Annotated in this window: 25 protein-coding genes; 9 read left to right on the top strand and 16 right to left on the bottom strand. The window is 68.3% G+C overall.

The genetic code is table 11. From position 1 onward, the window contains the following. The 3 genes from DIE02_RS31295 to DIE02_RS36225 form a co-directional block, all read right to left on the bottom strand. Window positions 1-272: ATP-binding cassette domain-containing protein (locus DIE02_RS31295; RefSeq protein WP_124489032.1), on the bottom strand; the 272-nt coding region annotated here is incomplete at its 3' end. A gap of 11 nt (window positions 273-283) precedes the next feature. Beyond that, window positions 284-2038 carry an ABC transporter permease subunit gene (locus DIE02_RS31300; RefSeq protein ID WP_124489033.1) on the bottom strand — a complete coding sequence of 585 codons (1755 nt, stop codon included), beginning with the start codon at window positions 2036-2038 and terminating at the stop codon, window positions 284-286. An 80-nt stretch (window positions 2039-2118) separates the two neighbouring features. Continuing rightward, window positions 2119-2373 (bottom strand): phosphate transporter, encoded by a 255-nt coding sequence (locus tag DIE02_RS36225; RefSeq protein WP_260426322.1) that lies wholly within the window; start codon window positions 2371-2373, stop codon window positions 2119-2121. Window positions 2374-2617: 244 nt separating this feature from the next. On the opposite strand from DIE02_RS36225, the gene DIE02_RS31310 reads away from it, so the two are divergent. The 3 genes from DIE02_RS31310 (at window position 2618) to DIE02_RS31320 (ending at window position 5192) form a co-directional block, all read left to right on the top strand. Beyond that, on the top strand, window positions 2618-3562 hold the full coding sequence (locus DIE02_RS31310; RefSeq protein ID WP_044846687.1) for a metallophosphoesterase: 945 nt from the start codon (window positions 2618-2620) through the stop codon (window positions 3560-3562). Between the two features lie 35 nt (window positions 3563-3597). Then, complete coding sequence (locus tag DIE02_RS31315) at window positions 3598-3939, top strand: cupredoxin domain-containing protein (RefSeq protein ID WP_124489034.1); 342 nt, start codon at window positions 3598-3600, stop codon at window positions 3937-3939. Window positions 3940-4052: 113 nt separating this feature from the next. Continuing rightward, window positions 4053-5192, top strand: coding sequence for a patatin-like phospholipase family protein (locus DIE02_RS31320; protein WP_124489035.1), 1140 nt, complete (start codon window positions 4053-4055; stop codon window positions 5190-5192). A 48-nt stretch (window positions 5193-5240) separates the two neighbouring features. Here the strand turns inward: DIE02_RS31320 and DIE02_RS31325 are convergent, their stop codons facing one another. Continuing rightward, window positions 5241-5945 (bottom strand): SDR family oxidoreductase, encoded by a 705-nt coding sequence (locus tag DIE02_RS31325; protein WP_124489036.1) that lies wholly within the window; start codon window positions 5943-5945, stop codon window positions 5241-5243. 120 nt (window positions 5946-6065) lie between these two features. Here DIE02_RS31325 and gcvA point away from each other — a divergent pair, with 120 nt between their 5' ends. The 3 genes from gcvA (at window position 6066) to DIE02_RS31340 (ending at window position 8529) form a co-directional block, all read left to right on the top strand. Further along, the gene (gene gcvA / locus DIE02_RS31330) at window positions 6066-6965 is read left to right on the top strand and encodes a transcriptional regulator GcvA (RefSeq protein WP_124489037.1); all 900 of its coding nucleotides are present in this window, start codon (window positions 6066-6068) and stop codon (window positions 6963-6965) included. Window positions 6966-7087: 122 nt separating this feature from the next. Then, on the top strand, window positions 7088-7396 hold the full coding sequence (locus tag DIE02_RS31335; RefSeq protein WP_044846683.1) for a helix-turn-helix transcriptional regulator: 309 nt from the start codon (window positions 7088-7090) through the stop codon (window positions 7394-7396). A 71-nt stretch (window positions 7397-7467) separates the two neighbouring features. Next, window positions 7468-8529: an alkene reductase gene (locus DIE02_RS31340; protein ID WP_044846682.1), complete on the top strand. Its 1062-nt coding sequence runs from the start codon at window positions 7468-7470 to the stop codon at window positions 8527-8529. Between the two features lie 15 nt (window positions 8530-8544). Here the strand turns inward: DIE02_RS31340 and DIE02_RS31345 are convergent, their stop codons facing one another. Continuing rightward, complete coding sequence (locus DIE02_RS31345) at window positions 8545-9072, bottom strand: GNAT family N-acetyltransferase (RefSeq protein ID WP_124489038.1); 528 nt, start codon at window positions 9070-9072, stop codon at window positions 8545-8547. Window positions 9073-9155: 83 nt separating this feature from the next. On the opposite strand from DIE02_RS31345, the gene DIE02_RS31350 reads away from it, so the two are divergent. Further along, window positions 9156-9767, top strand: coding sequence for a LysE family translocator (locus DIE02_RS31350; RefSeq protein ID WP_124489039.1), 612 nt, complete (start codon window positions 9156-9158; stop codon window positions 9765-9767). A 40-nt stretch (window positions 9768-9807) separates the two neighbouring features. Continuing rightward, window positions 9808-10008, top strand: a complete 201-nt coding sequence (locus DIE02_RS31355; RefSeq protein WP_124489040.1) for a hypothetical protein — start codon at window positions 9808-9810, stop codon at window positions 10006-10008. Here DIE02_RS31355 and DIE02_RS31360 read toward each other — a convergent pair. Next, the gene (locus tag DIE02_RS31360) at window positions 9994-10914 is read right to left on the bottom strand and encodes a phosphatidylinositol-specific phospholipase C (RefSeq protein WP_185702673.1); all 921 of its coding nucleotides are present in this window, start codon (window positions 10912-10914) and stop codon (window positions 9994-9996) included. The genes DIE02_RS31355 and DIE02_RS31360 overlap by 15 nt on opposite strands. A 6-nt stretch (window positions 10915-10920) precedes the next feature. Between DIE02_RS31360 and DIE02_RS31365 the strand changes: the two genes are divergently transcribed. After that, complete coding sequence (locus tag DIE02_RS31365; protein WP_124489041.1) at window positions 10921-11943, top strand: LacI family DNA-binding transcriptional regulator; 1023 nt, start codon at window positions 10921-10923, stop codon at window positions 11941-11943. A gap of 9 nt (window positions 11944-11952) precedes the next feature. On the opposite strand, the gene DIE02_RS31370 is transcribed toward DIE02_RS31365, so the two are convergent. The 10 genes from DIE02_RS31370 to DIE02_RS31415 form a co-directional block, all read right to left on the bottom strand. Next, a complete protein-coding gene (locus tag DIE02_RS31370) occupies window positions 11953-12813 on the bottom strand; it encodes a carbohydrate ABC transporter permease (RefSeq protein ID WP_044846678.1) in 861 nt (286 codons plus the stop codon). After that, entirely contained in the window at window positions 12810-13679 is an 870-nt protein-coding gene (locus tag DIE02_RS31375) for a carbohydrate ABC transporter permease (protein WP_124489042.1), read from the bottom strand. Before DIE02_RS31375 ends, DIE02_RS31370 begins: the two co-directional genes overlap by 4 nt. Window positions 13680-13713: 34 nt before the next feature. Further along, a complete protein-coding gene (locus tag DIE02_RS31380; protein WP_124489043.1) occupies window positions 13714-14952 on the bottom strand; it encodes an ABC transporter substrate-binding protein in 1239 nt (412 codons plus the stop codon). Window positions 14953-15145: 193 nt separating this feature from the next. Then, on the bottom strand, window positions 15146-16354 hold the full coding sequence (locus tag DIE02_RS31385; protein WP_124489044.1) for a porin: 1209 nt from the start codon (window positions 16352-16354) through the stop codon (window positions 15146-15148). Between the two features lie 176 nt (window positions 16355-16530). Further along, window positions 16531-17469, bottom strand: coding sequence for a helix-turn-helix domain-containing protein (locus tag DIE02_RS31390; protein WP_044846726.1), 939 nt, complete (start codon window positions 17467-17469; stop codon window positions 16531-16533). A 60-nt stretch (window positions 17470-17529) separates the two neighbouring features. Further along, window positions 17530-18120, bottom strand: coding sequence for a DUF3156 family protein (locus tag DIE02_RS31395; RefSeq protein ID WP_124489045.1), 591 nt, complete (start codon window positions 18118-18120; stop codon window positions 17530-17532). Then, window positions 18117-19619: an APC family permease gene (locus tag DIE02_RS31400; RefSeq protein ID WP_124489046.1), complete on the bottom strand. Its 1503-nt coding sequence runs from the start codon at window positions 19617-19619 to the stop codon at window positions 18117-18119. The genes DIE02_RS31395 and DIE02_RS31400 overlap by 4 nt, the downstream gene beginning before the upstream one ends. A gap of 252 nt (window positions 19620-19871) precedes the next feature. Continuing rightward, window positions 19872-21212, bottom strand: a complete 1341-nt coding sequence (locus DIE02_RS31405) for an aspartate aminotransferase family protein (RefSeq protein ID WP_044846672.1) — start codon at window positions 21210-21212, stop codon at window positions 19872-19874. Between the two features lie 106 nt (window positions 21213-21318). Beyond that, window positions 21319-22821: an aldehyde dehydrogenase family protein gene (locus DIE02_RS31410; protein WP_124489047.1), complete on the bottom strand. Its 1503-nt coding sequence runs from the start codon at window positions 22819-22821 to the stop codon at window positions 21319-21321. Between the two features lie 336 nt (window positions 22822-23157). Then, the gene (locus DIE02_RS31415; RefSeq protein WP_124489048.1) at window positions 23158-23889 is read right to left on the bottom strand and encodes a LuxR C-terminal-related transcriptional regulator; all 732 of its coding nucleotides are present in this window, start codon (window positions 23887-23889) and stop codon (window positions 23158-23160) included. Window positions 23890-24123: the final 234 nt, after the last annotated feature.

Below are 24123 nucleotides of genomic sequence, written 5' to 3' on the forward strand. Positions count from 1 at the left end.
CCGAGATAGGTCACGTCACCGCCGGTCGGCTCGATCAGCCCGGCGATGATCCGCAGCAGCGTGGACTTGCCCGAGCCAGAACGGCCGAGCAGCCCGACGATCTCGCCTTCGCGCAGCGACAGGTTCGCGTCGTCGAGCACGAGCAACTCGCCCTGCGACTTGTTGAACCCGCGATTCACGTGCTCGACGCGCAGGATTTCCTCGCCGAGGCGCGGCGGCTGAAGCGGCTGGGACGTCTGGACAGGGGCGTTGATTACGGTCTGGTTTTGCATCGCGCTTACTCTCAATCGAGACGGAGCCGGGATTCCGCATAGGCGTACATCGGACGCCACAGCAGACGGTTGAACAGGGTAACGAACAGGGACATCACGGCGATGCCCAGGATGATCTTCGGAAAATCGCCGACGGCAGTCATCTGTGCGATGTACGAGCCGAGGCCATGCGCGACGACCCTGGTGTCGCCCCACTGCACGAACTCGGACACGATGCTCGCGTTCCACGCGCCGCCCGATGCGGTGATCGCACCGGTCACGTAGTACGGGAAAATGCCGGGCAGCATCGCCTGGCGCCACCACTGCCAGCCGCGAATGCGGAAGTTCTTCGTCGCTTCCTTGTAGTCGTTCGGATAGGACATCGCGCCGGCGATCACGTTGAACAGGATGTACCACTGCGTGCCGAGCACGATCAGCGGCGACAGCCAGATGTCCGCGTTCAGATGGAAATGGACGATCACGATCACGAACACCGGGAACAGCAGGTTCGCCGGGAACGCGGCGAGGAACTGCGCGAGCGGCTGGATCTTCTCGGCCAGCGCGGGGCGCAGCCCGATCAGCACGCCGAGCGGCACCCAGATCACCGACGCGATCGCGATCAGCACCAGCACGCGCAGCAACGTGATCAGCCCGAGCACCACCACGTGGCCGACCTCGCCCATCGTCACGCCGGTCGCCACGAAGCTGACGACGCGCCACCCGACGTACACCGTCAGCAGGATCACGAACGCGCCCCACACGACGTCGCCGACGCGCGACGAACCGCGCGCCGACGTGCCGCGCGAGCGCTTGCCCGTGAGCGCCGGCACGCGCAACGGAATCCGCGCGGCCTGCGACAGCAGCCAGCCGGCCGGCACGAGCAGCTGGTGGATCAGGTGCGTGCGGCGCAGCATGTCGAGCAGCCAGGACTGCGGCGCATCGCCCGACGCGGTGTTTTCCATCCGGAACTTGTCGGCCCACGCGACGAGCGGGCGGAACAGGAACTGGTCGTACGCGAGGATCACGACCGACATTGCGACGATCACCCAGCCCACCGCACCGAGGTTCTGGTCGGCGATCGCCTGCGCGAGATACGCGCCGATGCCCGGCAGCGTGATCGTCTGGTTGCCGACGGTGATCGCCTCCGACGCGACGACGAAGAACCAGCCGCCCGACATCGACATCATCATGTTCCAGATCAGCCCCGGCATCGAGAACGGCACCTCGAGCTTCCAGAAGCGCTGCCACGGCGTCAGGTGGAAGCCGCGCGACACTTCGCTCAGGTCGCGCGGCACCGTGCGCAGCGACTGGTAGAAGCTGAACGTCATGTTCCACGCCTGGCTCGTGAAGATCGCGAAGATCGCCGCGAGCTCGGCGCCGAGCACGCGGCCCGGGAACAGTGCGAGGAAGAACGTGACCGTAAACGAGATATAGCCGAGCACCGGCACCGACTGCAGGATGTCGAGGATCGGGATCAGCACCATGCCGGCACGGCGGCTTTTCGCGGCGAGCGTGCCGTACACCAGCGTGAACGCGAGCGACGCGACCATCGCGGCGAGCATCCGCAGCGTGGTGCGCAACGCGTATTCGGGCAGGTTCGACGGATCGAGCGAGATCTTCTGCGTCTGCAGCACGGCGATCGGCGCCATCGTCTGATGAAAGCCAACGATCGCCATTGCGAGTATGCCGATGATCAGCGGAAACGCGACCGCATCCCAGCGGTTGGGGAGCACGCGCCACGCGGACGCGTTGGCGGTGCGATTCGGATCGAAGAAACTGATATCCATCGGTAGCGTCTTGGTCGAATTGAAAATCGATGGGATCGGCCGCGTGACGCGCGGCCGGATGCGCCGTTAGCCGGCGCGGCTCAGAACGGCTTGTGGCGGGCCCGGCACAGGACCGCCGAACGCGCGATCGACGCGGGCAAGACCAGCACCCGCGCGACGGCGGGCAGCATGATCGGCAGGACCGAACCTTCCTTGACCGGACCGGGATCCACGCTCAGGTGAACGCCGACGTAGACGATGCCGCAGGCAACGATCGGCACGAACGGCGCGAAGCCGATGGTGCGCGTGCGATGACCGCCCGCACCGCTGGTTTCCGTTGCCGCGAGATTCGGCATGAGGGGCTCCGGAGAAGTGATTCGGTGTCGCAGGCTATCGGGCGGACATGACGCAAACGTGACGTGTCACTTACAGGACATTGACAGGTCATCCGCCGGTGGTCGGTCATTGCGCCGCAAGCCGCGAGCAACCTCGCAACGCGCGGGAATAAATCCGCCGCCGCAGCGGTATGGCATACGAAGGCGCCGGCTTATTCCAGGACGATCCGGCCGTCCGGTTCCGTCACACGAATGCGAGGCTCACATGTCTTCATCGAATCCCACCCGCCCGTCGCGTCGCAAGGCCCTGCAATGCATGGCGTTCGGCGGCCTCGGCACGCTGTTTACACTGTCGGGCGGCATCCTGACGCCGTTCGACCTCGCGCTCGCGCAAAGCGGCGCCGCACTCCCCGCGGACAAGGGCCGGCCGCTGTTCGTGCAGATCAGCGACACGCACATCGGCTTCAACAAGGACGCGAATCCCGACGTCGCGGCCACGCTGCGGCAGACCATCGAGCTCGTCAACGCGATGCCTGCCACGCCCGCGCTCGCGATCCATACCGGCGACATCACGCACCTGTCCAAGGCAGCGGAGTTCGACCAGGCGTCGCAGCTGCTGTCCGCGCTGCGCGTGCCGGAGCTGCATACGGTGCCCGGCGAACACGACGTGACCGACGGCTCGGGTGCCGAATATTTCAGCCGCTTCGGCAAGGCGTCGGACAACCGCGGCTACTACAGCTTCGATCACGCGGGCGTGCACTTCGTCGCGCTCGTCAACGTGATGCACTTCAAGCCGAACGGGCTCGGCAGCTTCGGCGACGAGCAGCTCGCGTGGCTCGCGCAGGATCTGAAGGGGCAATCGTCGAGCACGCCGATCGTCGTGTTCTCGCACATGCCGATGTGGACCATCTACGAGCCGTGGGGCTGGGGCACCGGCGACGCACCGCAGACGATGGCGCTGCTGCGCCGCTTCGGCTCGGTCACCGTGCTGAACGGGCACATTCACCAGATCGTGTCGAAGGTCGAAGGCAACGTGACTTTCCACACCGCGCGCTCCACCGCGTTCCCGCAGCCGACCGCCGGCAACGGCCCCGGCCCGGTGCCGCTCACCGTGCCGCGCGACCGGCTGCCCGCGATGCTCGGCGTGACGACCGTCGACTTCGCCGGCCATCCCGTGGCGGCGTCGCTGCGCGACACGACGCTGGCCTGATCCCTCGCCCGATTCCGCTACGCAAGGAGACCGACATGACCATCCTCAAGCCCTCGACGCTGCTGGCGGCGCTGACCCTGTGCGCGGCCGCCGCCGGCACGCCGCTCGCCGCATTCGCGCAACCCCCGGCCGGCCCGCTCGTGACGATCCACAACTTCATGTTTTCGCCGATGTCGACCACGATCAAGGCCGGCACGACGGTCACGTGGAAGAACCTCGACGCGGAACCGCATACCGTCGTCAACGACGCGGGCATCTTCCATTCGAATGCGCTCGACCAGGACGAGACCTACTCGTTCCGCTTCGACAAGCCGGGGGTCTACAAGGTGTTCTGCGGGATTCATCCGTACATGAAGGAGACCATCACCGTGGAATGACGCGGCGCGCCACGCGCGCGAAGGTCCGGCACCGCGGAGCGACGCCCGCCGATCGCCTACACTGGTTCCAACCGGCCGGCCCCCGCCGGCCGTCACCGACCACGAGGCAAGCGATGACGGCAAGTCAACCCGCACACCCGAAGCTACCCGGACAGGTCGTGCTCGTGCTCCAGGGCGGCGGCGCACTGGGCGCATACCAGCTCGGCGTATTCGAGGCGATGGACGCGGCGGGCATCCAGCCCGACTGGGTGATCGGCACGTCGATCGGCGCGATCAACGCGGCGCTGATCGCCGGCAACGCGCCCGCGCACCGCGCGCAGCGAATGGCCGAATTCTGGCGCCACGTCACCGAACGGCCCGCCGTGACCGTGCCGGGCTTCCCGACGACCTGGGACAAGATCGGCTCGGAACTCGCGGTGATCGGCGCGGGCCTCACGGGATTCTTCCGGCCGAATCCCGCCGCGTGGCTCGGGCCGCTCGCGCGGGTCGGCGTCGAGCACGCGTCGTACTACGTGGTCGAGCCGCTGCGCGACACGCTCGCGTCGCTGATCGACCTCGACCTGCTGAATGCGTGCCGGCCGCGACTGACCGTCGGCGCGGTCAACGCGTGCACCGGCACGATGCGCTATTTCGATTCGCGGGACCGGCCGCTCGACCTCGACCACGTGATGGGCTCGGGCGCGCTGCCGCCCGCGTTTCCGGCCGTGCGGATCGACGGCGCGCCCTACTGGGACGGCGGCATCTATTCGAATACGCCGGTCGAGGTCGTGCTCGACGATGCGCCGCGCCGCAGCTCGATCATCTTCTCGGTGCAGATGTGGAATCCGGTCGGGCCCGAGCCGCAAAGCATCTGGCAGGTGTCGGAGCGGCAGAAGGACATCCAGTACGCGAGCCGAACGGACGGCAACATCGCGCGGCAACAGCAGATTCACCGGCTGCGCCACGTGATCAAGGAACTGGTGATGCGGCTGCCGGAGGCGGAGCGTACGTCGGCCGACGTGCAGGCGCTCGCCGCGTGGGGCTGCCAGACGACGATGCACGTGATCAAGCTCGCGGCGCCGCGGCTCGACGGCGACGATCAGTGGAAGGACATCGATTTCACGCCGGACGGCATCGCGGCGCGCCGGCAGGCCGGGTTCGACGCGACGATGCAGGCGATCGCCGCGAGACCGTGGGATCAGCCGATGGACCCGACGGAAGGGCTCAGCGTCTGGAGCCCGGAAGAGAACCGGATCGGCGAACGGCACAACTGAGGCAGCCGGCGCAACGTCCGCGCGCGCACCGCCCTGCCCGGCAGCGGCTTAAAGCGCGCGGACGATGCCGCCGTCGACGCGAATGTTCTGCCCGGTAATGTAGCCGGCGCCTTCCGAAAGCAGGAACGCCACGGTCTGCGCGATCTCCTGTGTCTTGCCGAAACGGCCGGCCGGAATGCGGGCCACGATCTCGGGCGTCTCCGGCCAGCTGTCGATGAAGCCGGGCAGCACCGAATTGATGCGGATGTTGTCCTTCGCGTACCGGTCGGCGTACAGGCGCGTGAAGGCACTGAGCGCCGCGCGCAGCGCGGACGACACCGGCATCGCCTGCTCGGGCGCGTCGGCCGCGAAGCTCGAGATGTTGACCACCGCGCCGCCGCCCTGCTTCAGGAAGACCGGCGTCACGCGGCGCAGCACGCGCGCGACGTTGAGCACGATCAGGTCGAGCCCTTCGTGCCATTTGTCGTCGTCGATCGAGAGCAGGTCGCCCTTCGGCGGATGCCCGGTATTGTTGACGACCGCATCGATACGGCCGTACTTCGCGAGCGTGTCATTCACGAAGCGCGCGATGTCGGCGTCTTCGGTGACCGACCCCGCCACGCCGAACCCGCCGAGTTCCTTCGCCAGTTCGACCGCGCTGCCGGACGGCGACATCAGCGCGACGCGATAACCGTTGCCCGCGAGATCCCGCGCGATCGCGGCGCCCATGCCCTTGCCCGCCGCCGTCACCAAAGCCACTTTCTCTACAGTCATGCTGTTCTCCTGAATGGGTCGGCGCAGCGCCGCGATCATCGTCCATGGCAGCACTGTAGGACTCTATAATCGGCTTGTCGAACCATGATTTCTCCACCCACCCTGTAGAATTTCTACTGCATGAAGGCGCTATCGCGTATCCGCCGGTTCCCGCCGCTCAATGCGCTTCGCGCGTTCGAGGCCGCCGCGCGACACCTCAATTTCCGGCTGGCCGCCGACGAACTCGGCGTGACCCAGGGCGCGGTGGCGCAACAGGTCAGGCATCTGGAGGACGTCGTGGAGGTTCAGCTGTTCCGGCGGCTGCCCAGGGGGCTGGCGCTGACGCGCGAAGGGCTCGAGTATTTTTCGTCGGTCCAGCGTGCGCTGCAGATCATCTCCGACGCCACGGACGCGCTCGGGCAGCGCCCGACGGTTCTGGCGGTCAGCACGACGCCGTCGTTCGCGTCGAAGTGGCTGATTCCGCGCCTGTCGGACTTCGGCCGGCTGCATCCCGACATCGAAGTGCGCGTGATCGCCGACGAAAGGCTTGCGTCGTTCCGGGCCGACGGCGTCGACATCGCGATTCGACTGAGCAAGCCGCCGTTCCCGGCCGGCCTGGTCGCCGAGTTGCTGTTTCCGCTCGACATCTTTGCCGTCGCCAGCCCGAAACTGCTCGACAGCGGCTCGCCGATCCGGACGCCCGCGGACCTCGCAAAGCACGTGCTGTTGCACGACGCGCACGATCTGTGGCCCGAGTTCATCGACAAGCTCGGCGGCAAAGGCCGGGCCGATCCGACCAAAGGGCCGCGGTTCAGCCAATCGCTGCTCGCAATCGACGCCGCGGTCGCCGGCCAGGGCATCGCGCTGACCAGCGAGCCGCTGGTCGAACGCGATATCGCGGATGGCCGACTGCGGCGCGTGTTCGATTTTTCGTTTCCAATGTCGCTCGGGTTTTACGTCGTCTTTCCGCAGGCCAGTGCGCACTCGGAAGCGCTCGATGCGATGCGGCGGTGGCTGTTCGCGCAGTACGGGAACGGGTGACGCGCTGAAGTCCGACCGACCAACAACCCCACTTCCATCAGTGCCTTCACACGTATCGTTATTTTACGATATATGATTCGTCCATCGACGATACCCGTATGCCCAGAACACCACGCCCTTCCATGCCGACCGAACTCGACATCGACGCGATCCTGAAAGCGCTCTCGAACCCCGTGCGCCGGGAAATCCTCGTCTGGCTGAAAACGCCGGGCGCGCATTTCCCGGAGCAGACGCTGCCGTACGACCACGGCGTCTGCGCCGGGCAGATCGACGCGCGCTGCGGGCTGTCGCAGTCGACGGTTTCCGCGCACCTCGCGACGCTGCAGCGCGCGGGGCTCGTGACGTCGACGCGGATCGGCCAGTGGGCGTTCTTCCAGCGCAACGAGGCCGTCATCGACGCATTTCTCGACGCCCTGCGTCGCGAACTCTGACCCAGGCCATGCGGGCCACCCGTCGCGCACGACGCGACGGCCATCCCGCCTTTCGTGAAGAGGTTACCTCCATGCCTACCCTGTTCGATCCCGTTACCCTCGGCGACCTGACTCTACCGAACCGCGTCGTGATGGCGCCGCTCACCCGTGCCCGCGCCGGCAGCGCGCGCGTGCCCAACGACCTGATGGCCCGCTATTACGCCGAGCGCGCATCGGCCGGCCTGATCATCAGCGAAGCGACTTCGGTCACGCCGCAGGGTGTCGGCTACGCGGACACGCCGGGCATCTGGTCCGACGAACAGGTGGAAGGCTGGAAGCGCGTGACGCAGGCCGTGCACGCGGCGGGCGGCCGCATCGTGCTGCAGCTCTGGCACGTCGGCCGGATTTCCGATCCGGTATTCCTGGACGGCGACCTGCCGGTCGCGCCGAGCGCGATCGCCGCGGGCGGTCACGTGAGCCTCGTGCGGCCGCCGCGTCCGTACGTGACGCCGCGCGCGCTCGACATCGATGAAATTCCGGGTATCGTCGCCGCGTACCGCAGGGGCGCGGAAAACGCGAAGAAGGCGGGCTTCGACGGCGTCGAGATCCACGGCGCGAACGGCTACCTGCTCGATCAGTTCCTGCAGGACAGCACCAACCTGCGCACCGACGCGTACGGCGGCCCGATCGAGAACCGCGCGCGCCTGCTGCTCGAAGTGGTCGACGCGGCGATCGACGTGTGGGGCGCGGGCCGTGTCGGCGTGCACCTCGCACCGCGCGGCGACGCGCACACGATGGGCGATTCCGATCCGGCCGCGACGTTCGGCTACGTCGCACGCGAACTCGGCCGCCGCAAGATCGCGTTCATCTTCACGCGTGAATCGTATTCGGGCGACCAGTTGAGCCCGCGTCTGAAGGAGGCGTTCGGCGGCCCGCTGATCGCGAACGAGCAGTTCACGCTCGAATCGGCGCAGGACACGCTCGCGAGCGGCCACGCCGACGCGATCGCGTGGGGCAAGCTGTTCATCGCGAATCCGGACCTGCCGCGTCGACTCGAACTCGGCGCACCGCTGAACAAGCCGGTGCCGGAGACGTTCTACGCCGAAGGCGAAACGGGTTACACCGACTACCCGGCGCTCAGCGACGCGGCATGACGGCCGGCGGCACGTTCATGCGCGCACGTCCGCGCGCATGAACACGCGCTGCGTCTCGTCGAGCCCACGCGCGACGTGATGCGCGCGGACCGCATGCAGCGTGTCGTCGAGCGATGCGTCGTCGATGACGTGGAAGCCCAGGCGCGCGTAGTACGGCGCATTCCACGGCGCGTCGCGAAACGTCGACAGCACGACCTGCGCGATGCCGTCTTGCGCGGCGCGTGTCATGATCCGTTCAATCAGGCGCGCGCCGATCCGCTGCCCCGCATGCGACGGCGCGACGTCCAGTTCCTCCAGATAAAGCCGCTGCGCATCGAGCAGCCGGTAGAACGCGAAACCCGCGCAGGCCCCCGCTTCGTCCGTCGCCACATACGCGCGGCCGTCGTCGATGCGTGCGAGCACGTCGGCCGCATCGGTCGGCTCGCCTTCGGCGATGTCGGGCATGCCGATGTCGCGAAAGCGCTGGGCGGCGGCCACTTCCACGGCGGCCATCGCGGCCGCGTCTTCCCGCGTGGCGGGACGAATCCGGATCGATACTGTCATCACGACGAGGTAGGCAGGCGGGAACGGCCGTCACTATAATCGAAACTTCATACCTTTCGAACGCCTTGCCCACGAGGTTCGCCATGACGCTGTCCGCGCTCGCCGTGTTCGCCATCGCCCTGCTCGTCACCGCCGGCACGCCCGGCCCGAGCGTCGCCGCGCTCGTCGCGCGCGTGCTGACGAACGGCGTGCGAGACGTGCTGCCGTTCCTCGCCGCGATGTGGATCGGCGAGGCGCTGTGGCTCACGCTGGCGGTGGCCGGGCTGTCGGCGTTCGCGCGCACGTTCGAGACGGGCCTGCTCGTGCTGAAGCTGCTCGGCGTCGCGTACCTGCTGTTCCTCGCGTGGAAGATGTGGACCGCACCGACCGACACGCAGGCCGGCGACCTGCCGCGCGGCCAGTCGCCGTGGCGCATGTTCGTCGCGGGCATGCTGGTCACGCTCGGCAACCCGAAGATCATGCTGTTCTATCTCGCGCTGCTGCCGACGATCGTCGATCTGACGCATGTCGGTGTGCTCGCGTGGGCCGAGCTGGTCGGCACGATGCTGGCGATCCTGATCCTCGCCGACTGCTTCTGGTCGCTGCTCGCGGTGCGTGCGCGGGCATTTCTGACGTCGGCACGCGCGAAGCGGGTCGCGAACCGCACGAGCGCGACCGCGATGGCGGGTGCGGCGGTGGCGATCGCGACGCGGTAGTCCGTCGATCGCACACCATCCCGCTCTCCGCAGACCTGCAATGCCGCAACTCGAGAAAATTCCCGCGGCACTTGCCGCACTGTCGATTTCTCGTCGCGAGATCGTGTTTCCGTTCGACGCCGCGCTCGAATGCATTGACTATTGCGAGCGTCATCGCATTCCGATCTATGGTTGGGAAGGTTCGGTCCTGACTGTCGGCGAGTTCGCGGTCTTCAATGCGAATGCGCTAACAACCCGTTAGCCTGCGCCTGCCACCCACCACGGGCCCATCCTCATTACACTCGACCAGCGCCCGCACCAACGCCCAGTCATCGTCATCGCAGAAGTCGAGCAGCATCGCACCGCACGGCCCGCGCGCTTCGCGCAACCGCGCCGCGAGCCGCGCCTGAATCCCGACTACCCTGCCGTCGCCGCGCGCGACCACCGACGGATTCGCGCCCATCCCCGTGCCGCTGCAGAAATTGATCGCCCAGCGCCCGCTCTCCGGCGACGGCATGCGGCTCAGCAGCGCATCGATCACACGCCACTTGTAGTGGATCGACCCGGCGACAGGCACACGGTATTCATCCTGGATCACGAACGCCGCATCCGGATGATCGACCGTAAACGTCGCATTGTCGGGCCACGCGGTCAGGTCGATGCCCAGCGGCCGGCTGCTGCGGAACCGCCGCAACAGCACCATCGCGCCGCGCACATCGCCGAGCGCCGGCAGCGCGCGGCCCGCATGCCAGCGCAGCCGCGGATGCCGCGCGCAATGCGCATCGAACGTCGCGTCGAAACTGCGCGTGCACGCATGCGCGGGCCATTCGTCCTTCACCGACATCACGATGCATTCGCGCGGATGCGCATCGAGAAAGCGCGTGCAGTCCGCGAGCACGTCGTCGAACGACAGGCCGAGCGCGATGCCGCCGTGATGGATGTCGAACGTATCGCCCCGGTGCCGGCAGCGAATGTCGAGCAGCCGCACGCCATGCGCGAGCTGCGCATCGAGCGGCGCGCGCTGCGTGCGTACGAGCGGATCGTCGACCGTATACGCACAGGTGTCATGGCTGCCCGGTAGGGTCAGCGTATGCAGCGGCCGCGCGTCGTCGAGCGCCGACATCCAGTCGGCCAGCGGCGTGGAGGCTTCGTGTCGCGAAGGGATCATGAATCGATGACTGACAAGGAAAGAAAGACGTGGGTGACCGCGTCGGATGTCGCCGTGCGGGCCGGCGTGTCGCGTTCCGCGGTGTCGCGCGCGTTCTCGCCGACGGCGAGCATCGCGCCCGAGACGCGCGAACGCGTGATGGCGGCCGCGCGTGCGCTCGGCTACCAGGTCAACCTGATCGCGCGCGACATGATCACGCAGCGCAGCAGCATGATCGGCGTCGTGACGGCCGGGTTCGAGAATCCGTTCCGCGCGCGGCTGCTGTCGGACCTGATGGCCGCGCTCGGGCAGCGTGCGTTCACGCCGCTCGTGACCAATGCGGACGATCCGCATCAGGTCCGGCAATCGCTGGAGCGGCTGCTCAGCTACCGGATCGCGGGCCTGGTGATGACGTCCGCTTCGCCGCCGCTGTCGGTCGCGCAGCAGTATCTCGACCACCGGATTCCCGTCGTGATGATCAACCGCGAAGCGAACCTGCCGGGCGCGGACGTCGTCGTCAGCGACAATGCGGCGGGCGCCGTCCATGCGGCGCAACGGCTCGTGCAGGCCGGCGCGCGCCGGCTCGCGTTCGTCGGGCCGCGCACCGCGAGCTACAGCGCACGCGCGCGCGCGGATGCGTTCGAGCAGGCGCTGCAATGCGGCGACGCGTACGATGCGGCGCTCGTCCGCGTGATCGATACGGACTCCGACACGCATGCATGCGGCCTCGACGCCGCACGGCAACTGTTCGCGACGGGCGAGCGGCCGGACGGTGTGTTCTGCTCGTCCGACCTGCTCGCGCTCGGCACGATCGACGCCGCGCGCGACGCCTTCGGCTTGCGCGTGCCCGACGACCTGCGCGTGATCGGCTTCGACGACATCCCCGCCGCCGCATACGACGCCTACCGGCTCTCGACGCTGCGCCAGGACACGCAAGGCCTCGCGCACGCGGCCGTCGACCTGCTCGCCGACCGGATCCAGACGTTCGACGGCGCGTCGCGCACGCGGGTCGTGCCGGTTACGCACGTGGTGCGGCATAGCTGCGCGTAACGCGTCGCGTCACTTCAGCCCGCCGGCGAAGCCGCGCAGCAGGTAGCGCTGCACGTAGCCGGCCACCGCAAGGGTCGGTAGCGACGCCAGCAGCCCCGCGCTCATCAGGTCGCCCCAGTCGATGCCGTTCTCCGTCACGTAGCCGGCAATCGCGAGCGGCAGCGTGAAGCGGCTCGGCGTCGACACGAACAGCAGCGCGATCAGGAACTCGTTCCATGCGGCGATGAACACGAAGATCGCGGTCGCGATCAGCCCCGGCGCGCAAAGCGGCAACACGATCTGCACGAGCCGCCGTGCGAGCCCCGCGCCGTCGATGCACGCGGCCTCCTCGTATTCGACGGGCACGTCGCGCACGAACGCGAGCAGCATCCAGATCGCCATCGGCAGCGCGTAGATCTGGTAAGCAAGCATCAGCCCGAGCGTCGAATCGAGCAGATGCAACCGCTTCGCGAGCGCGAACAGCGGCACCGCGATCGTGATCGGCGGCATCAGCTTCAAGGCCAGCACGAGCATCAGGAACAGCACATCCAGCCGCGCCGGAAACCGCAGCCGCACGAGCGCGTATGCGGCCGGAAACGCGAGCGTCAGCGCGAGCAGCGTCGTGCCGAACCCGACCAGCAGCGAATTGGCGAGCGGCGCGCCGATACCGTTCGACCACACCGACGCGAAATGCTCGAACGTCGGTGCAGCCGGCCAGATCCGTAGCGGATGATCGAGGCGTTCGAGCGTCGGCATGAACGCCGCGCCGGCCATCCACAGGCACGGCAGCAACAACAGCGCGAGCGCAATGATGCGCAGCGCCCACGGCGCGGCATGCGCGAACGCGGCACCCTTTCGCGCGTGCGCGAGGTACGCGGATCGCGCCGTCATGCGCGCCGCTTGCGAACCGTCTGCCATACGTACCCCGAAACGAGCAGCGCGGACGCCGCGAGCATCAGCACCGACGCGGCGCTCGCCGGCCCGACGTTGAAGAAGCGGAAGCCCGTGTCGTAGATGTAGGTCGACAGCGTCTGCGTCGCGTTGCCGGGGCCGCCGCCCGTCAGCGCGTAGACCTTGTCGAACAGCTTGAACGTGTCGATCGAGCGCAGCAGCAGCGCGAGGCCAATCTGCGGCGCCGCAAGCGGCAGCGTGATGTCGCGCAGGCACTGCCATTCGCTCGCGCCGTCGGTGCGCGCGGCTTCGTACAGTTCCTGCGGGATCGATTGCAGCCCGGCCAGCACGATCAGGAACGCCATCGGCGTCCACTGCCACACGTCGACGAGCGCGAGCGACCACAACGCAAGATGCGGATCGGACAGCCAGCGCACGCCTTCGACGCCGAACGCGGCGAGCAGCGCGTTCAGGAAGCCGTCGAAGTTGAGCCAGTTGCGCCAGATCGCCGAGCACACGAGCGTCGACAGCATCATCGGCAGGATCGCGAGCGGCAGCGCAATGCGCCGCCCCGGAAACGCGCGCACGAACAGCAGCGCGAGACCGAAGCCGAGCCCGACCTCGACGAGCGACGCCGCGATCGTGAAGCGCAGCGTGTTGCCGAAACCGGCCGCGAACGCGTCGTCGCCGAGCACCGCGCGATAATTCGCGAGCCCGATGAACGCGCGCCGGCCGGCCGCATAGTCGACCTGGCAGAACGAGTCGATCAGCACCTGCGCGACGGGGTACAGCGCGAGCGCGGCCAGCACCAGCAGCGCGGGCCCGAGCAGCGCGACGAACGGCAGGCTGCGGCCGAGGGCTTTCATGCGCGGTTTCCGGACGATGCGTGGCGGCGTGCCGTCACTTGCCGGCCGCGGCCATCGCCTGCGCGATCTTCTGCTGCGCCTGGCGCAGCGCGGCGTCGGGAGCGGCCTGCCCGGTCAGCGCGAGCTGCAGCTGGTCGCCGAGAATGCTCTCGACCTGCTGCCAGTCCTTCACGCGCGGCCGCGCACGGCCAGCCTCGAGCGCCTTCAGCTGATCGGGGTACCAGCGGTACTGGCGCACCAGCGCCGGATCGGCGAACACGCTGCGGCGCGTCGGCGGAATGCCGATCCCGGCGAGACGCGTTTGCGTGTCGCGCGAGCTCAGGTAGGCCAGAAAATCCTGCGCGAGCTTCGCGTGCGGCGCATCCTTCGGAATGCCCATCTGCCAGATGCCGAGCATCGGCGCCGGGCCGGCCGTCTGCCCGGGCGGCGGCTGCAGCGCGATCTGCCCGACCACGCGCGACTGCTTCGGATCGTCGAGCGCCGGGATCCACGCCGGCCACACCTCGATCGACTGCGCGGCCGTGCCGCGCTGCAGTGCGTCGCGCACCTCGGCGGCGCCGTACACGTCGACGTCCTTCGGCGCGGCGGTCTTCAGCGCAAGGAAAGTCTTGAGCGCGGCCTGCGACTCACGCGAATCGATCGTCACGTTGCCGGCACGGTCGAACACGTCGCCGCCGTAGGCCCACAGGATCGGCAGGAAGCCCGTCACGACCGGGTTGCCCTTGGTGCCGCGGAACACGACGCCCGACACGCTCTTGTCCGCGCCGCCGATGGTCTGCGCGATCTTCAGCACGTCGTCCCAGTTGCGCGGCGGCTGCAGCTGGTACTTCGCGAGCAGATCCTTCCGGTACGCGAACATCTCGACGTTGCCGACGATCGGCAGCGCGTACAGCGCGCCCGCCGCGTTGCGGCCGAGCGCGACCGCGGACGGCACGAGATCGGCGTCGGCGAGCGCTGCCGGCAGCGGCTTCAGCCAGCCGTTGCCGATGAATTCGGGTGCCCACGTATCGTCCATCATCACGAGGTCGTACGTGCCGGTGCCTTCGCGCATCGACAGCTTCAGCTTCTGGTACAGGTTCGCGTTCGGCAGCTTGAGCAACTCGATGTCGGTGCCCGGATGCAGCTTGGTGAAGCCGGCGACGGCGTCGGCCAGCCCCTTGCCGTAGATGTCGTCGCGGCCCGCGATGACGAGGTCCGCCGCGAAGGCGTGCGAGGCGGCAAGGGACAGCGCAACGGCGGCGGACAGCGCGCGCAGGCGGCTCAGCAGGGTCATGTGGTCTCTCTCGATCGGCGTGGTGGCGAGCCGCCGGGCGTTGCACACGTGTGCAACGCGGGCGACGCTTCGGGCGGCCTGAAGCGAACGCCATTGTTCACGTCGATCGTTAAGAATTTGTGGCACGCGGCGAAAGCGGCCGACGGTGCGGCCGCCCGCCCCGCCCACCGCCCGTGCCACCGTGTGCGTGCCGTCAGAAGTTCACGCGAATCCCGGCCATCACCGCGAGTTGCCGGCTCGAATTGCTGTTCGCGAGCACCGGAATCTGCGCGTAGTTCACCGCATTGCCGTTCGCGTCGGTGCCGAGCCCCGTGCCGCTCGCGATCTGGCCGATCGCGACCGCATACAGCGCGGTGCGCTTCGACAGGCTGTAGTTCGTGCCGACGTTGACCTGGTGAAAGCGCGTCGTGCCGCGGCCGTCCGTGTGCGCGGCGTTGAAGATGTACGCGACGCCGCCTTGCAGCGCGGGCGTGAACATGTACGTGACGTTCAATTCGCCGATGTCGAACGTGAACGCCTGCGTGCGCGGCTGCGCGCCGGTCGAGAAATAGCGGCTGTCGCCGAGGCGCGTGTGCGTGTAGGTCAGCGCGAGCGTCGCCGCGCCGAGCGTCACCGAGCCGCCCGCGCCGAACGCGCGCATCGAGCCGGCGTCCTGCAGCAGGCAGTACATCGCGCCCGGGTTGCTGCACGCGAAGTCGCCGATATAGCCGCTCGCGCCGCCGAGCGCCGCGTCGAGCGGCTGGTGCAGGTCGAGATAGCCGACCGAGAACGCGACCGGCGCACGCGTGTAGGTTGCGGCGACCGCATAGCCGCGCTTCGCGGAAAAGTCGCCGGCCTGGCCGCCGAAGCTGAACGTGCCGCCGAACGTCAGGCCGTTGAAATCCGCGCTGGTGAACTTCACCGCGTTGTTGAAGTTGAACGCGGCGTTCAGGTTGTCGACGTCGCCGAGGTGCGAGCCGTACGGCGTCGCCCAGTTGTTGCTCGATACATAGGCGCCGAGCATGTCCGTGTACGAGTCGTATTGCCGGCCGAGGCCGAGCGTGCCGATCGCATCCTGGCGCAGCCCGACCCACGCCTGCCGGCTGAACGCGGTGCCGCCCTGCAGCGCCTGCCCGTTCGCGGACAGGAACTGCTGTTCGAGCGAAAACACCGCGTCGAGCCCGCCGCCGAGCGGCTCGGCACCCTGGAATCCGAAGCGGGACGGCACGAGGTTGCCGCCGCCCATCTGCCATGCATGGCCGCCGCCCGTGCTGCCGTCGGCGCGCGTGAACTGCTGGTTCGTCGAATAGATGACGCCGGTGTCCACGGTGCCGTACAGCGTCACGCTGCCGGAGGTCTGCGCGTGCGCGTGCATGCAACCCAGCGTGGCCGCGGCCGCGGCCAGTCTTCGTCCGATCTTCATGTCCCGTCCCTCTGTTGTCATCGATTCGCAGTGCGAACCGATGGTGTTGTCGATTTCGGTGACAGGACTCTATCCAGCGAAAATTCGGGACCCCTATCCCAAATCAGCAAATGGTGAAGCGAACGGAACGGGCGACACGCGGCGGCGCCCGGCGGCGCCGTCGCGATGCGAAGACGTCATTCGGGGCGCAAGGTTTGCGACGGCAGCTCGCCGAACAGGTCGCGATACTCGCGCGCGAAATAGCCGAGATGCGTGAAGCCCCAGCTTGCTGCGGCCTCGCCGACGCCGAGCTGATGCGCGGACGTCGTGCGCAGCAGGCGCCGCACCGCGTTCAACCGGATCGTGCGCAGATAGCCGACGGGCGTGACGTCGGCGACGCGCTGGAAGCTCGTCTGCAGCGTGCGGCGGCTGCAGCGCAGCGCGCGGCACAGCTCGAGCACGGTGACGGGTTCCTCGGGCCGGTCGCGCAGGTGTTTCTCGCAGCGGCTGACGATATCGCTGTAGGTGGCGTGCGTGATGTCGCGGCGCTCGACGCCGATGCCCTGCTCGAGCGCATCGAGGAACATGCCGAGCATCGTGTCGCGGAACATCTTGCGGGTGGCCGCGTATTCGAGGCAGCCGGGGTTGCGCTGCGCGTCATCGATCAGCGACGACAGCCGCGCGCCGAGCGCGACGCCTTGCGCGTCCGACAGCCGCGTGACGTGCCGCAGCTTGCGCGCGCCGGCCGCACCGAATTCGGCCTCACAGAGCTCGTCGACCATGTCCGACGCCGCACTGATCCCGACCAGTCCCATCCCTTCCGGCGTATGGAATTCGAAATCCTCGCCGGCGCGCAGCGCGAGCAGCGCATAGCCGTCGACCGGCTGGCTCTGGAACGTGCCGGCGAGCGGCACCGACAGCGGCACCGCGAGCGACGTGCGCCCGGCCGGTGCGAGGCCGGTTTGCGCGACACGCCGGTTGGTCGTCTCGCGGAAGAAATGGAAGTCGTCGTACAGCACCTGCGTGACGGTGCCCCTGAAGCGGCCCGGCGTCATCTGGCGGTAGACCTGATGCCAACCCGCGATCGCGAGCCCGTGGTCATGCACGTCTTCGTGTGAGCGTGACTGGAACAGCATCGGCATCTCCGGTAAAACCCTGATTCCACGCTGCGGCCGCACGGCACGCAGCGCCACAGCTTACCCCCGCAAAATTCCGCGTAGTGCAGTTTCGAATGCAAGACAGGCCGCCGACAGCGCGGCGGCCTGCTCGCTGGTCACGCGCACGTAGCGGCGAAACGACGGCATCCGGTTCACGACCTCGCTGCCGCCGAACGGCACGACGGCGAGCGTCCAGCGGCCGTCGCGCGCGGCGATCGTGCAGTCGGTCAGGTGCAACGGGCGCAACGCGTCGGCGAGCGACGGCTGCGCGGCGAGTGCGGCCACCGTCCGCGCGAATCCGGGGTCGCCTCCCGGCTCGGGCGCGGCCGCGATGCCGGTGCGCCGCAGCCAGCCGGTCTGCAGCACGCGTGCAAGGCCCTGCGCGGCCGGGCCGTCCGCGCTGATCGACACCTGCACGCTGACCGTATGCATCAGGAACTGCCGGTCGACGCGCTCTTCGATGCTCACGCGCACGCCGTTCGGCAGCCGGGCCAGCGTTTCGGCAGCGCCGCCGTTCGCGTCGCGCACCGCACCGAGGTCGGCGAGCACGCGCGCGGCGATCGCGCCGGGCCGGTGGCCGGGCGGCGGTGCGTCGGGCGCCGCGCGCCAGCGGGCGAGCGCGGCCCTCACGAGGCGACGTGCTCGTTGCGCAGCACTTCCTCGACCGGCACCGGCCTGAACGGATGCCGGCGCTGCACGACGAGCGTCCAGAACAGCGCGTACAGCGCGGTGAGCCCGAGCATCGCGCCGAACGGCACGTAGATGTCGCGCGCATTCATGCCGGGCGGCGTGATGTACCAGATCGCGAGCACGATGCCGACGCTCGACACGATCTGCGGCAGCGGGAACAGCGGCGAACGGTACGGGCGCGGCAGGTCCGGGCGGCGGATGCGCAGCATCACGACCGACGCGGTGACGAGCAGGTACGCCGTGCCCCATGCGCAGGTCGCGGCGAGCACGAGGTGCAGGATGCTGTCGAGGTTGCCGTTGATCAGCCACGCATGGAAGATCGGCACGATCGCCGACGCGACGATGCCGACCACCGGCGTCTTGAAGCGCGGATGCAGATACGCGAAACAGCGCGGCAGCGCGCCGTCGATCGCCATCCCGTACAGGATGCGCGGCAGCCCGGCCATCAGCGTGTTGATCGTCGCGGCGCCCGCGCACAGGAACGCGATGCCGAACCAGATGCGGCCGAAGGGCCCGAGCACCTGCAGCGCGAACGCGGGAATCGCGCCCGGCGTGTCGAGCAGGTGCGTGAGGCCGTCCGGGCTCACCGGCACGTTCGCGACCTGGCGCCGGATCGCCGCGCCGTACAGGAACATGCAGATCGCGACGCCGACGAGGCCGAGCGCCATCGCGCGCGGAATCGTGCGGCCCGGCGCCTTCATTTCCGGCGCGAGCGGCGTGACGAACTCGCAGCCGACGAACATGAACATCGCCATCCCGACCAGCGACAGCACGGCCGGCACCGACGTGCCGACTTCCGAGCCGCCGAACCAGCCGTCGAGATGCACGGCCGGCGCGGCCGCGAGGCCGAGGATGCCGAAGATCATCAGCGACAGCCACATGCCGGCCGTCAGCACGATCTCGAGCTTGCTGAACACCTTGATGCCGATGATGTTGGTGATCGCGAACGTGACCACGAGGCCGACGCCGACGAGCCACGAGCTGTTGTGCTTCTCGAGCGCGGCGTTCAGCGATTCGAAGTTCACGAGCGCCATGATGCCGCTCAGGATCGTCTCCGCCGTGCCGGCGAACACGTGCACGAGGAAATACGCGGAAATCGTGCCGGTGATCGCCCAGAAGCGGCCGAGCCCGCATGACAGGTAATCGTAAACCGAGCCGGCCGTCGGCAGCATCGCGGCGGCTTCGGAGAACGTCGTGGCCTGCGCCTGCATCATCACGAACGCGATGATCATCGCGACCGCGAACGCCCAGCCGCCCATCCCGAAGCCCGAGGTCGCGGTGAGAATCACCGGGCTCGCCATGATGAGGCCGACGGCGCTCGCCAGCGCGGTCGGAAACCCGACCGCACCGGCCTTCAGCACCGTGCCGCCGCCCGCTTCAGCCGACGCACCGGCGGGCGTGTCGCCCGCTGCGCCGGTCATTCCAGACCATCCCGACATCTTCGTCTCCTTCCCTTTTCGGGCCGGAACCGGCGCTGCGGCGCCCGCTCCGAGCCATGCTTCGCGATCGGCCCGGGGCGGCGCTCAAGCGCCGGCACCCGGGCCCCTGTCGATCCAAACCTGATCCGATGTCGAAAAAATACGCAGGCAAAATAATCCGGTCATAGCGCAAATCGGCAAACCGGCGGTGGCGAACGGGTTATCCCGCCCTCCACCGCCGGTTCGGCGTCATGCGCTTCCCGTGTCACCGCCTCATGCGAACGGCACGGCCTCGAAGCCCGCCGCGAGCGCGTCGACGATCCGGTCGAGCTGCTCGCGCTGGATCACGAGCGGCGGCGACAGGATGATCTTCGTGCCGACCGGCCGCACCAGCACGCCGTGCTCGCGCGCCACTTCCGCGACCGCGTTCGCATAGCCGGACAGCGGGTCGATCGGCTCGCGGGTCTGCTTGTTCGCGACGAGATCGAGCGCGAGCATCAGCCCCTTGCCGCGCACCTCGCCGACCGCCGCGAAGCGTTCCGGGAACGACTGCAGCGCTTCGAGCAGATACGCGCCCTGCTTCGCCGCGTTCGCCGGCAGGTCTTCCTTCACGACGATGTCGAGGCTCGCGATCGCGGCCGCGCAGGCGACCGGGTGCCCTGCGTACGTGTAGCCGTGCATGATCGCGCCGCCGAAGTCCGCGTTCGCGGCGAACGCGTCCTCGATCCGCGCGTTCACGGCCGTCGCGCCGAGCGGCACGTAGCCGGACGAGATCCCTTTCGCGAGGCACATGATGTCCGGGCGCACGCCCCAGCCGCGGCTGCCGAACAGGCTGCCGCTGCGGCCGAAGCCGGTCACGACTTCGTCGGCGATCAGCAGCACGCCGTAGCGGTCGCACACCTCGCGCACGAGCGGCCAGTAGTTGGCCGGCGGCACGATCACGCCGCCCGCACCCTGCACCGGCTCGGCAATGAACGCGGCGACCGTGTCGGGGCTCTGGAACTGGATCTCGCGCTCCAGCATTTCCGCGCAGATCCGGCCGAGCTCCTCCGGATCCTGCGTGAACGGGTTGCGGTACAGCCACGGCGTCTCGACGTGGAAACAGCCGGGCAGGTTCGGCTCGTAATTGCGGCGGAACACCGTGTTGCCGTTCACCGACGCGCCGCCGAAGTGCGTGCCGTGATAGCCCTGCTTCAGCGAGATGAACTTGGTGCGGTCGGCCTGGCCGCGCACCTTCCAGTACTGGCGCGCGATCTTCAGCGCGGTCTCGATCGAGTCCGAGCCGCCCGAGCTGTACAGCACGCGGCGCATCCCTTCCGGCTCCATCATGTCGATCAGCTTCTTCGACAACTCTTCCGCGCGCGGATGCGAGATGCCGTCGAACAGCTGGAAGTATTCGAGTTCGTCGAGCTGGCGCACGATCGCATCCTTCACTTCCTGGCGGTTGTGCCCGACGTTCACGTTCCACAGGCCCGCGACGCCGTCGACCAACTGCTTGCCGGTTTCGTCGAACACGTAGCAGCCGTCGCCGCGCACGATGCGGATCGGCTTGCGCTGTTTCATTTCGTTCGGGTGCAGCATCGGGTGCCAGAATTTCGCTTCGTTGTAGCTCATTGCAATCTCCACTTTCGGATCGTTTGAACCTCGACCGTCCGGGGTCGGGGTTCGAGGTTTTCGGGTTGTTCGCGGGGTTCGTGGTGTTCGGAGCAGGCGCCGCGCGTCAGTGCGCGATGCAGACGGATTTGGTTTCGGTGAAGCCTTCGATCGCGTACTGGCCGAACTCGCGGCCGATGCCCGATTGCTTGTAGCCGCCGAACGGCATCGACGGGTCGAGCGGAATGTGACAGTTCACCCAGACGGTGCCGGCCTCGATCTGCGGCACGAGGTTCATCACGCGCTTCAGGTCGTTGCTCCAGATGCTCGCGGCGAGGCCGTACGGCGACGCGTTCGCGAGTCGCACCGCGTCGGCCGCATCGTCGAACGGCACGACGACGATCACCGGGCCGAACACTTCGTCGCGTACGATCGCGCTGTCCGGATGCGGATCGGCGATCACGGCCGGCTTCACGTAGTAGCCGGGCAGGTCGTCGGCGGGCGTGCCACCCGCGAGGAACGTGAGGCCCGCGCGGCGCGCGCCTTCGATGTGCTGGACGACCTTGTCGCGATGGTGCGCGGACACCAGCGGGTTGATCTGCGCGGTGGTATCGAGCCCCGCGCCGAGCTTCATCGACTGCGCGACGCCCGCGAGGCCGTCCGCGAGCTGCGCGAATTTGCTGCGATGGACGTAAATGCGCGACGCGGCCGCGCACACCTGCCCCTGGTTGAAGAACGCGCCGGCGGCGACGCCGTCGAGCGCCTGCGCGACGTCGACGTCGTCGAGCATCACGATCGGGTTCTTGCCGCCGAGTTCGAGAGAGAAGCGCGTCATGTTCTGCACGGCCGCCGCGCCGACCAGCTTGCCGGTCGCGGTCGAACCCGTGAACGAGATCTTCGCGATCGACGGATGGCTCGACAGCGCGGCGCCGCACGTGCGGCCGCCGGTGACGACGTTGAACACACCGGGCGGCACACCGGCGTCGAGGGCGAGTTCGGCGAGACGCAGCGCGGTGAGCGGCGTTTCCGGCGACGGCTTCAGCACGATCGTGCAGCCGGCCGCGAGCGCCGGAATCAGCTTCCACACCGCGATCATCAGCGGGAAATTCCACGGCACGATCGCCGCGACCACGCCGACCGGCTCCTTGCGCGTATAGGCCGTATAGCGGGCGCCGGGCGGGAACGGGATCGACACGTCGAGCGTCTGACCGGTGATCTTGGTCGCCCAGCCGGCCATGTAGCGCACGTATTCGACGCTCGCGCCGACCTCGATCGCGCGCGACACATGGATCGACTTGCCCTGGTTCAGCGTTTCGAGCTGCGCGAGCGTTTCGGCGTCGGCCTCGATCAGGTCGGCGAGCTTCAGCAGGATGCGCTCGCGGTCCGCCGGGCGCAGCCCGCTCCACACGCGGGTGTCGAATGCCCGCTTCGCGCTCGCGACCGCGCGGTCGACGTCGTGCGCGTCGGCATCGGCGACCGTCGCAAGCCGCTCGCCCATCGCCGGGTCGTACACGTCGAGCCGCGCGGGCGAGTGCGCGCGCTGCATGGCGCCGTCGATGAAAAGGCCGAAGTCGCGTGCGACGAAGGTGCGCACGGTGTCGCTGACCGCGACGAAGTTCGTGGTGCTCATGGGCGTCTCGATGATTGTCATGACTGGGCCGCATGCGCTTCGGCATGCGGGTGTCGAACCACTTTATCGACGGGGGATCGCGCCCGGTGAGCGCAAATTGGCAAGCGCGTGCGGGACCGGAACGCGGGTGACTCGGGAACGTGGAATGGCGGGGTGCGAGCGTCGCGTTATCGTCGGATCGATGGCGCGGTGTGGCGTGGTGCGATGCGGTGCGATCGGTGCGACGTGGACGTGGACGTGGATGCGGACGCGGGTGCGGGTGCGGGTGCGGGTGCGGGTGCGGGTGCGGGTGCCGGTGCGGATGCGGATGCGGATGCGGATGCGGATGCGGAAAAGCTACAGGAACAACGCGCCGACCAGCTCGGTGCGGTTCGACACGCCGAGCTTCCGGTACATGCGCATCAGATGTGTCTTGATGGTCGGCTGGCCGAGCGCGAGATCGCGTGCGATTTCCTTGTTCGAGCGGCCGTCGCGTACGAGTCGCGCGATCTGCTCCTCGCGGTAAGTCAGCCGCTCCTCGCAGCCGATCCGGTGAATCCCGCGCCGCGCGCGCAGCAGCGGGGCCAGCGCGGCTTCGGCGACCGGCTGCAGCCGTGCCAGCGCGTCGATCTCGCCTGATGCGAACCGGCCCGCCGTGCGGTTGCCGTCCGCGTCGCCCGTCCCGAAGCGCAGCAGCGAAAACGCGCCGACCGTGCGGCCCGCGTCGTCGCGCAGCCAGATCTCGACGACGTCGGCCACATCGTGCCGTCGCAGGAAACGGGTCCAGTACGCGGACGCATCGCGTCTTTCGTCAGGCAATTGGGACGCGAGCGTCACGACCGCACGTTCACCTGCCGCGCAGCGCGACGGGTGCAGCGGGTCGAGCATCCGGTAGCGCGCGATGTAGGTGCGATGCATCGCCTCCGGCATCCCGAACAGCTCGAAATCGGCCGGCTCGCCGCTGAGGTCGAGCCGGTAGAACACGGTCGCGGACGGGCTCGCAAATGCGTCGAACGCATCGACGCACGCGCGCAGCGCGCGCTGCCAGTCGGCGGCTTCGTGGTCGGCGGAAGCGGATGAGGTCGGCATGATGGGAGCGGCCAGCGGCCGAACGCGTCGAAGGTCGGGCCAGCCTACCCGCGCCGAAATGGGCCGGTGAGCACAAATCGGCAATTCGTCCGCAGGGGGCGGATGACGAAGCTGCCGGCCATGTCGCGACAACGGAGCCTGCGACGGGAAGTCTTGCGCCACGAGCCGTTCGGACGATGATGGCTGTCGAGGGTGACGCGAGTCATCGCACGCGCCGGCGGCGACCCGACGACA

This window comes from Burkholderia sp. Bp8991, from assembly GCF_003853795.1.
Lineage (GTDB): Bacteria > Pseudomonadota > Gammaproteobacteria > Burkholderiales > Burkholderiaceae > Burkholderia.

Coding starts and splice junctions, on each gene's coding strand:
- DIE02_RS31345 (WP_124489038.1), bottom strand. CDS start 9,072: ATGACAGTATCGATCCGGATTCGTCCCGCCACGCGGGAAGACGCGGCC.
- DIE02_RS31385 (WP_124489044.1), bottom strand. CDS start 16,354: ATGAAGATCGGACGAAGACTGGCCGCGGCCGCGGCCACGCTGGGTTGC.
- DIE02_RS31310 (WP_044846687.1), top strand. CDS start 2,618: ATGTCTTCATCGAATCCCACCCGCCCGTCGCGTCGCAAGGCCCTGCAA.
- DIE02_RS31335 (WP_044846683.1), top strand. CDS start 7,088: ATGCCGACCGAACTCGACATCGACGCGATCCTGAAAGCGCTCTCGAAC.
- DIE02_RS31320 (WP_124489035.1), top strand. CDS start 4,053: ATGACGGCAAGTCAACCCGCACACCCGAAGCTACCCGGACAGGTCGTG.
- DIE02_RS31370 (WP_044846678.1), bottom strand. CDS start 12,813: ATGACGGCGCGATCCGCGTACCTCGCGCACGCGCGAAAGGGTGCCGCG.
- DIE02_RS31380 (WP_124489043.1), bottom strand. CDS start 14,952: ATGACCCTGCTGAGCCGCCTGCGCGCGCTGTCCGCCGCCGTTGCGCTG.
- DIE02_RS36225 (WP_260426322.1), bottom strand. CDS start 2,373: ATGCCGAATCTCGCGGCAACGGAAACCAGCGGTGCGGGCGGTCATCGC.
- DIE02_RS31360 (WP_185702673.1), bottom strand. CDS start 10,914: ATGATCCCTTCGCGACACGAAGCCTCCACGCCGCTGGCCGACTGGATG.
- DIE02_RS31415 (WP_124489048.1), bottom strand. CDS start 23,889: ATGCCGACCTCATCCGCTTCCGCCGACCACGAAGCCGCCGACTGGCAG.
- DIE02_RS31365 (WP_124489041.1), top strand. CDS start 10,921: ATGACTGACAAGGAAAGAAAGACGTGGGTGACCGCGTCGGATGTCGCC.
- DIE02_RS31325 (WP_124489036.1), bottom strand. CDS start 5,945: ATGACTGTAGAGAAAGTGGCTTTGGTGACGGCGGCGGGCAAGGGCATG.
- DIE02_RS31405 (WP_044846672.1), bottom strand. CDS start 21,212: ATGAGCTACAACGAAGCGAAATTCTGGCACCCGATGCTGCACCCGAAC.
- DIE02_RS31375 (WP_124489042.1), bottom strand. CDS start 13,679: ATGAAAGCCCTCGGCCGCAGCCTGCCGTTCGTCGCGCTGCTCGGGCCC.
- DIE02_RS31355 (WP_124489040.1), top strand. CDS start 9,808: ATGCCGCAACTCGAGAAAATTCCCGCGGCACTTGCCGCACTGTCGATT.
- DIE02_RS31340 (WP_044846682.1), top strand. CDS start 7,468: ATGCCTACCCTGTTCGATCCCGTTACCCTCGGCGACCTGACTCTACCG.
- DIE02_RS31390 (WP_044846726.1), bottom strand. CDS start 17,469: ATGCTGTTCCAGTCACGCTCACACGAAGACGTGCATGACCACGGGCTC.
- gcvA (WP_124489037.1), top strand. CDS start 6,066: ATGAAGGCGCTATCGCGTATCCGCCGGTTCCCGCCGCTCAATGCGCTT.
- DIE02_RS31300 (WP_124489033.1), bottom strand. CDS start 2,038: ATGGATATCAGTTTCTTCGATCCGAATCGCACCGCCAACGCGTCCGCG.
- DIE02_RS31315 (WP_124489034.1), top strand. CDS start 3,598: ATGACCATCCTCAAGCCCTCGACGCTGCTGGCGGCGCTGACCCTGTGC.
- DIE02_RS31410 (WP_124489047.1), bottom strand. CDS start 22,821: ATGAGCACCACGAACTTCGTCGCGGTCAGCGACACCGTGCGCACCTTC.
- DIE02_RS31350 (WP_124489039.1), top strand. CDS start 9,156: ATGACGCTGTCCGCGCTCGCCGTGTTCGCCATCGCCCTGCTCGTCACC.
- DIE02_RS31400 (WP_124489046.1), bottom strand. CDS start 19,619: ATGTCGGGATGGTCTGGAATGACCGGCGCAGCGGGCGACACGCCCGCC.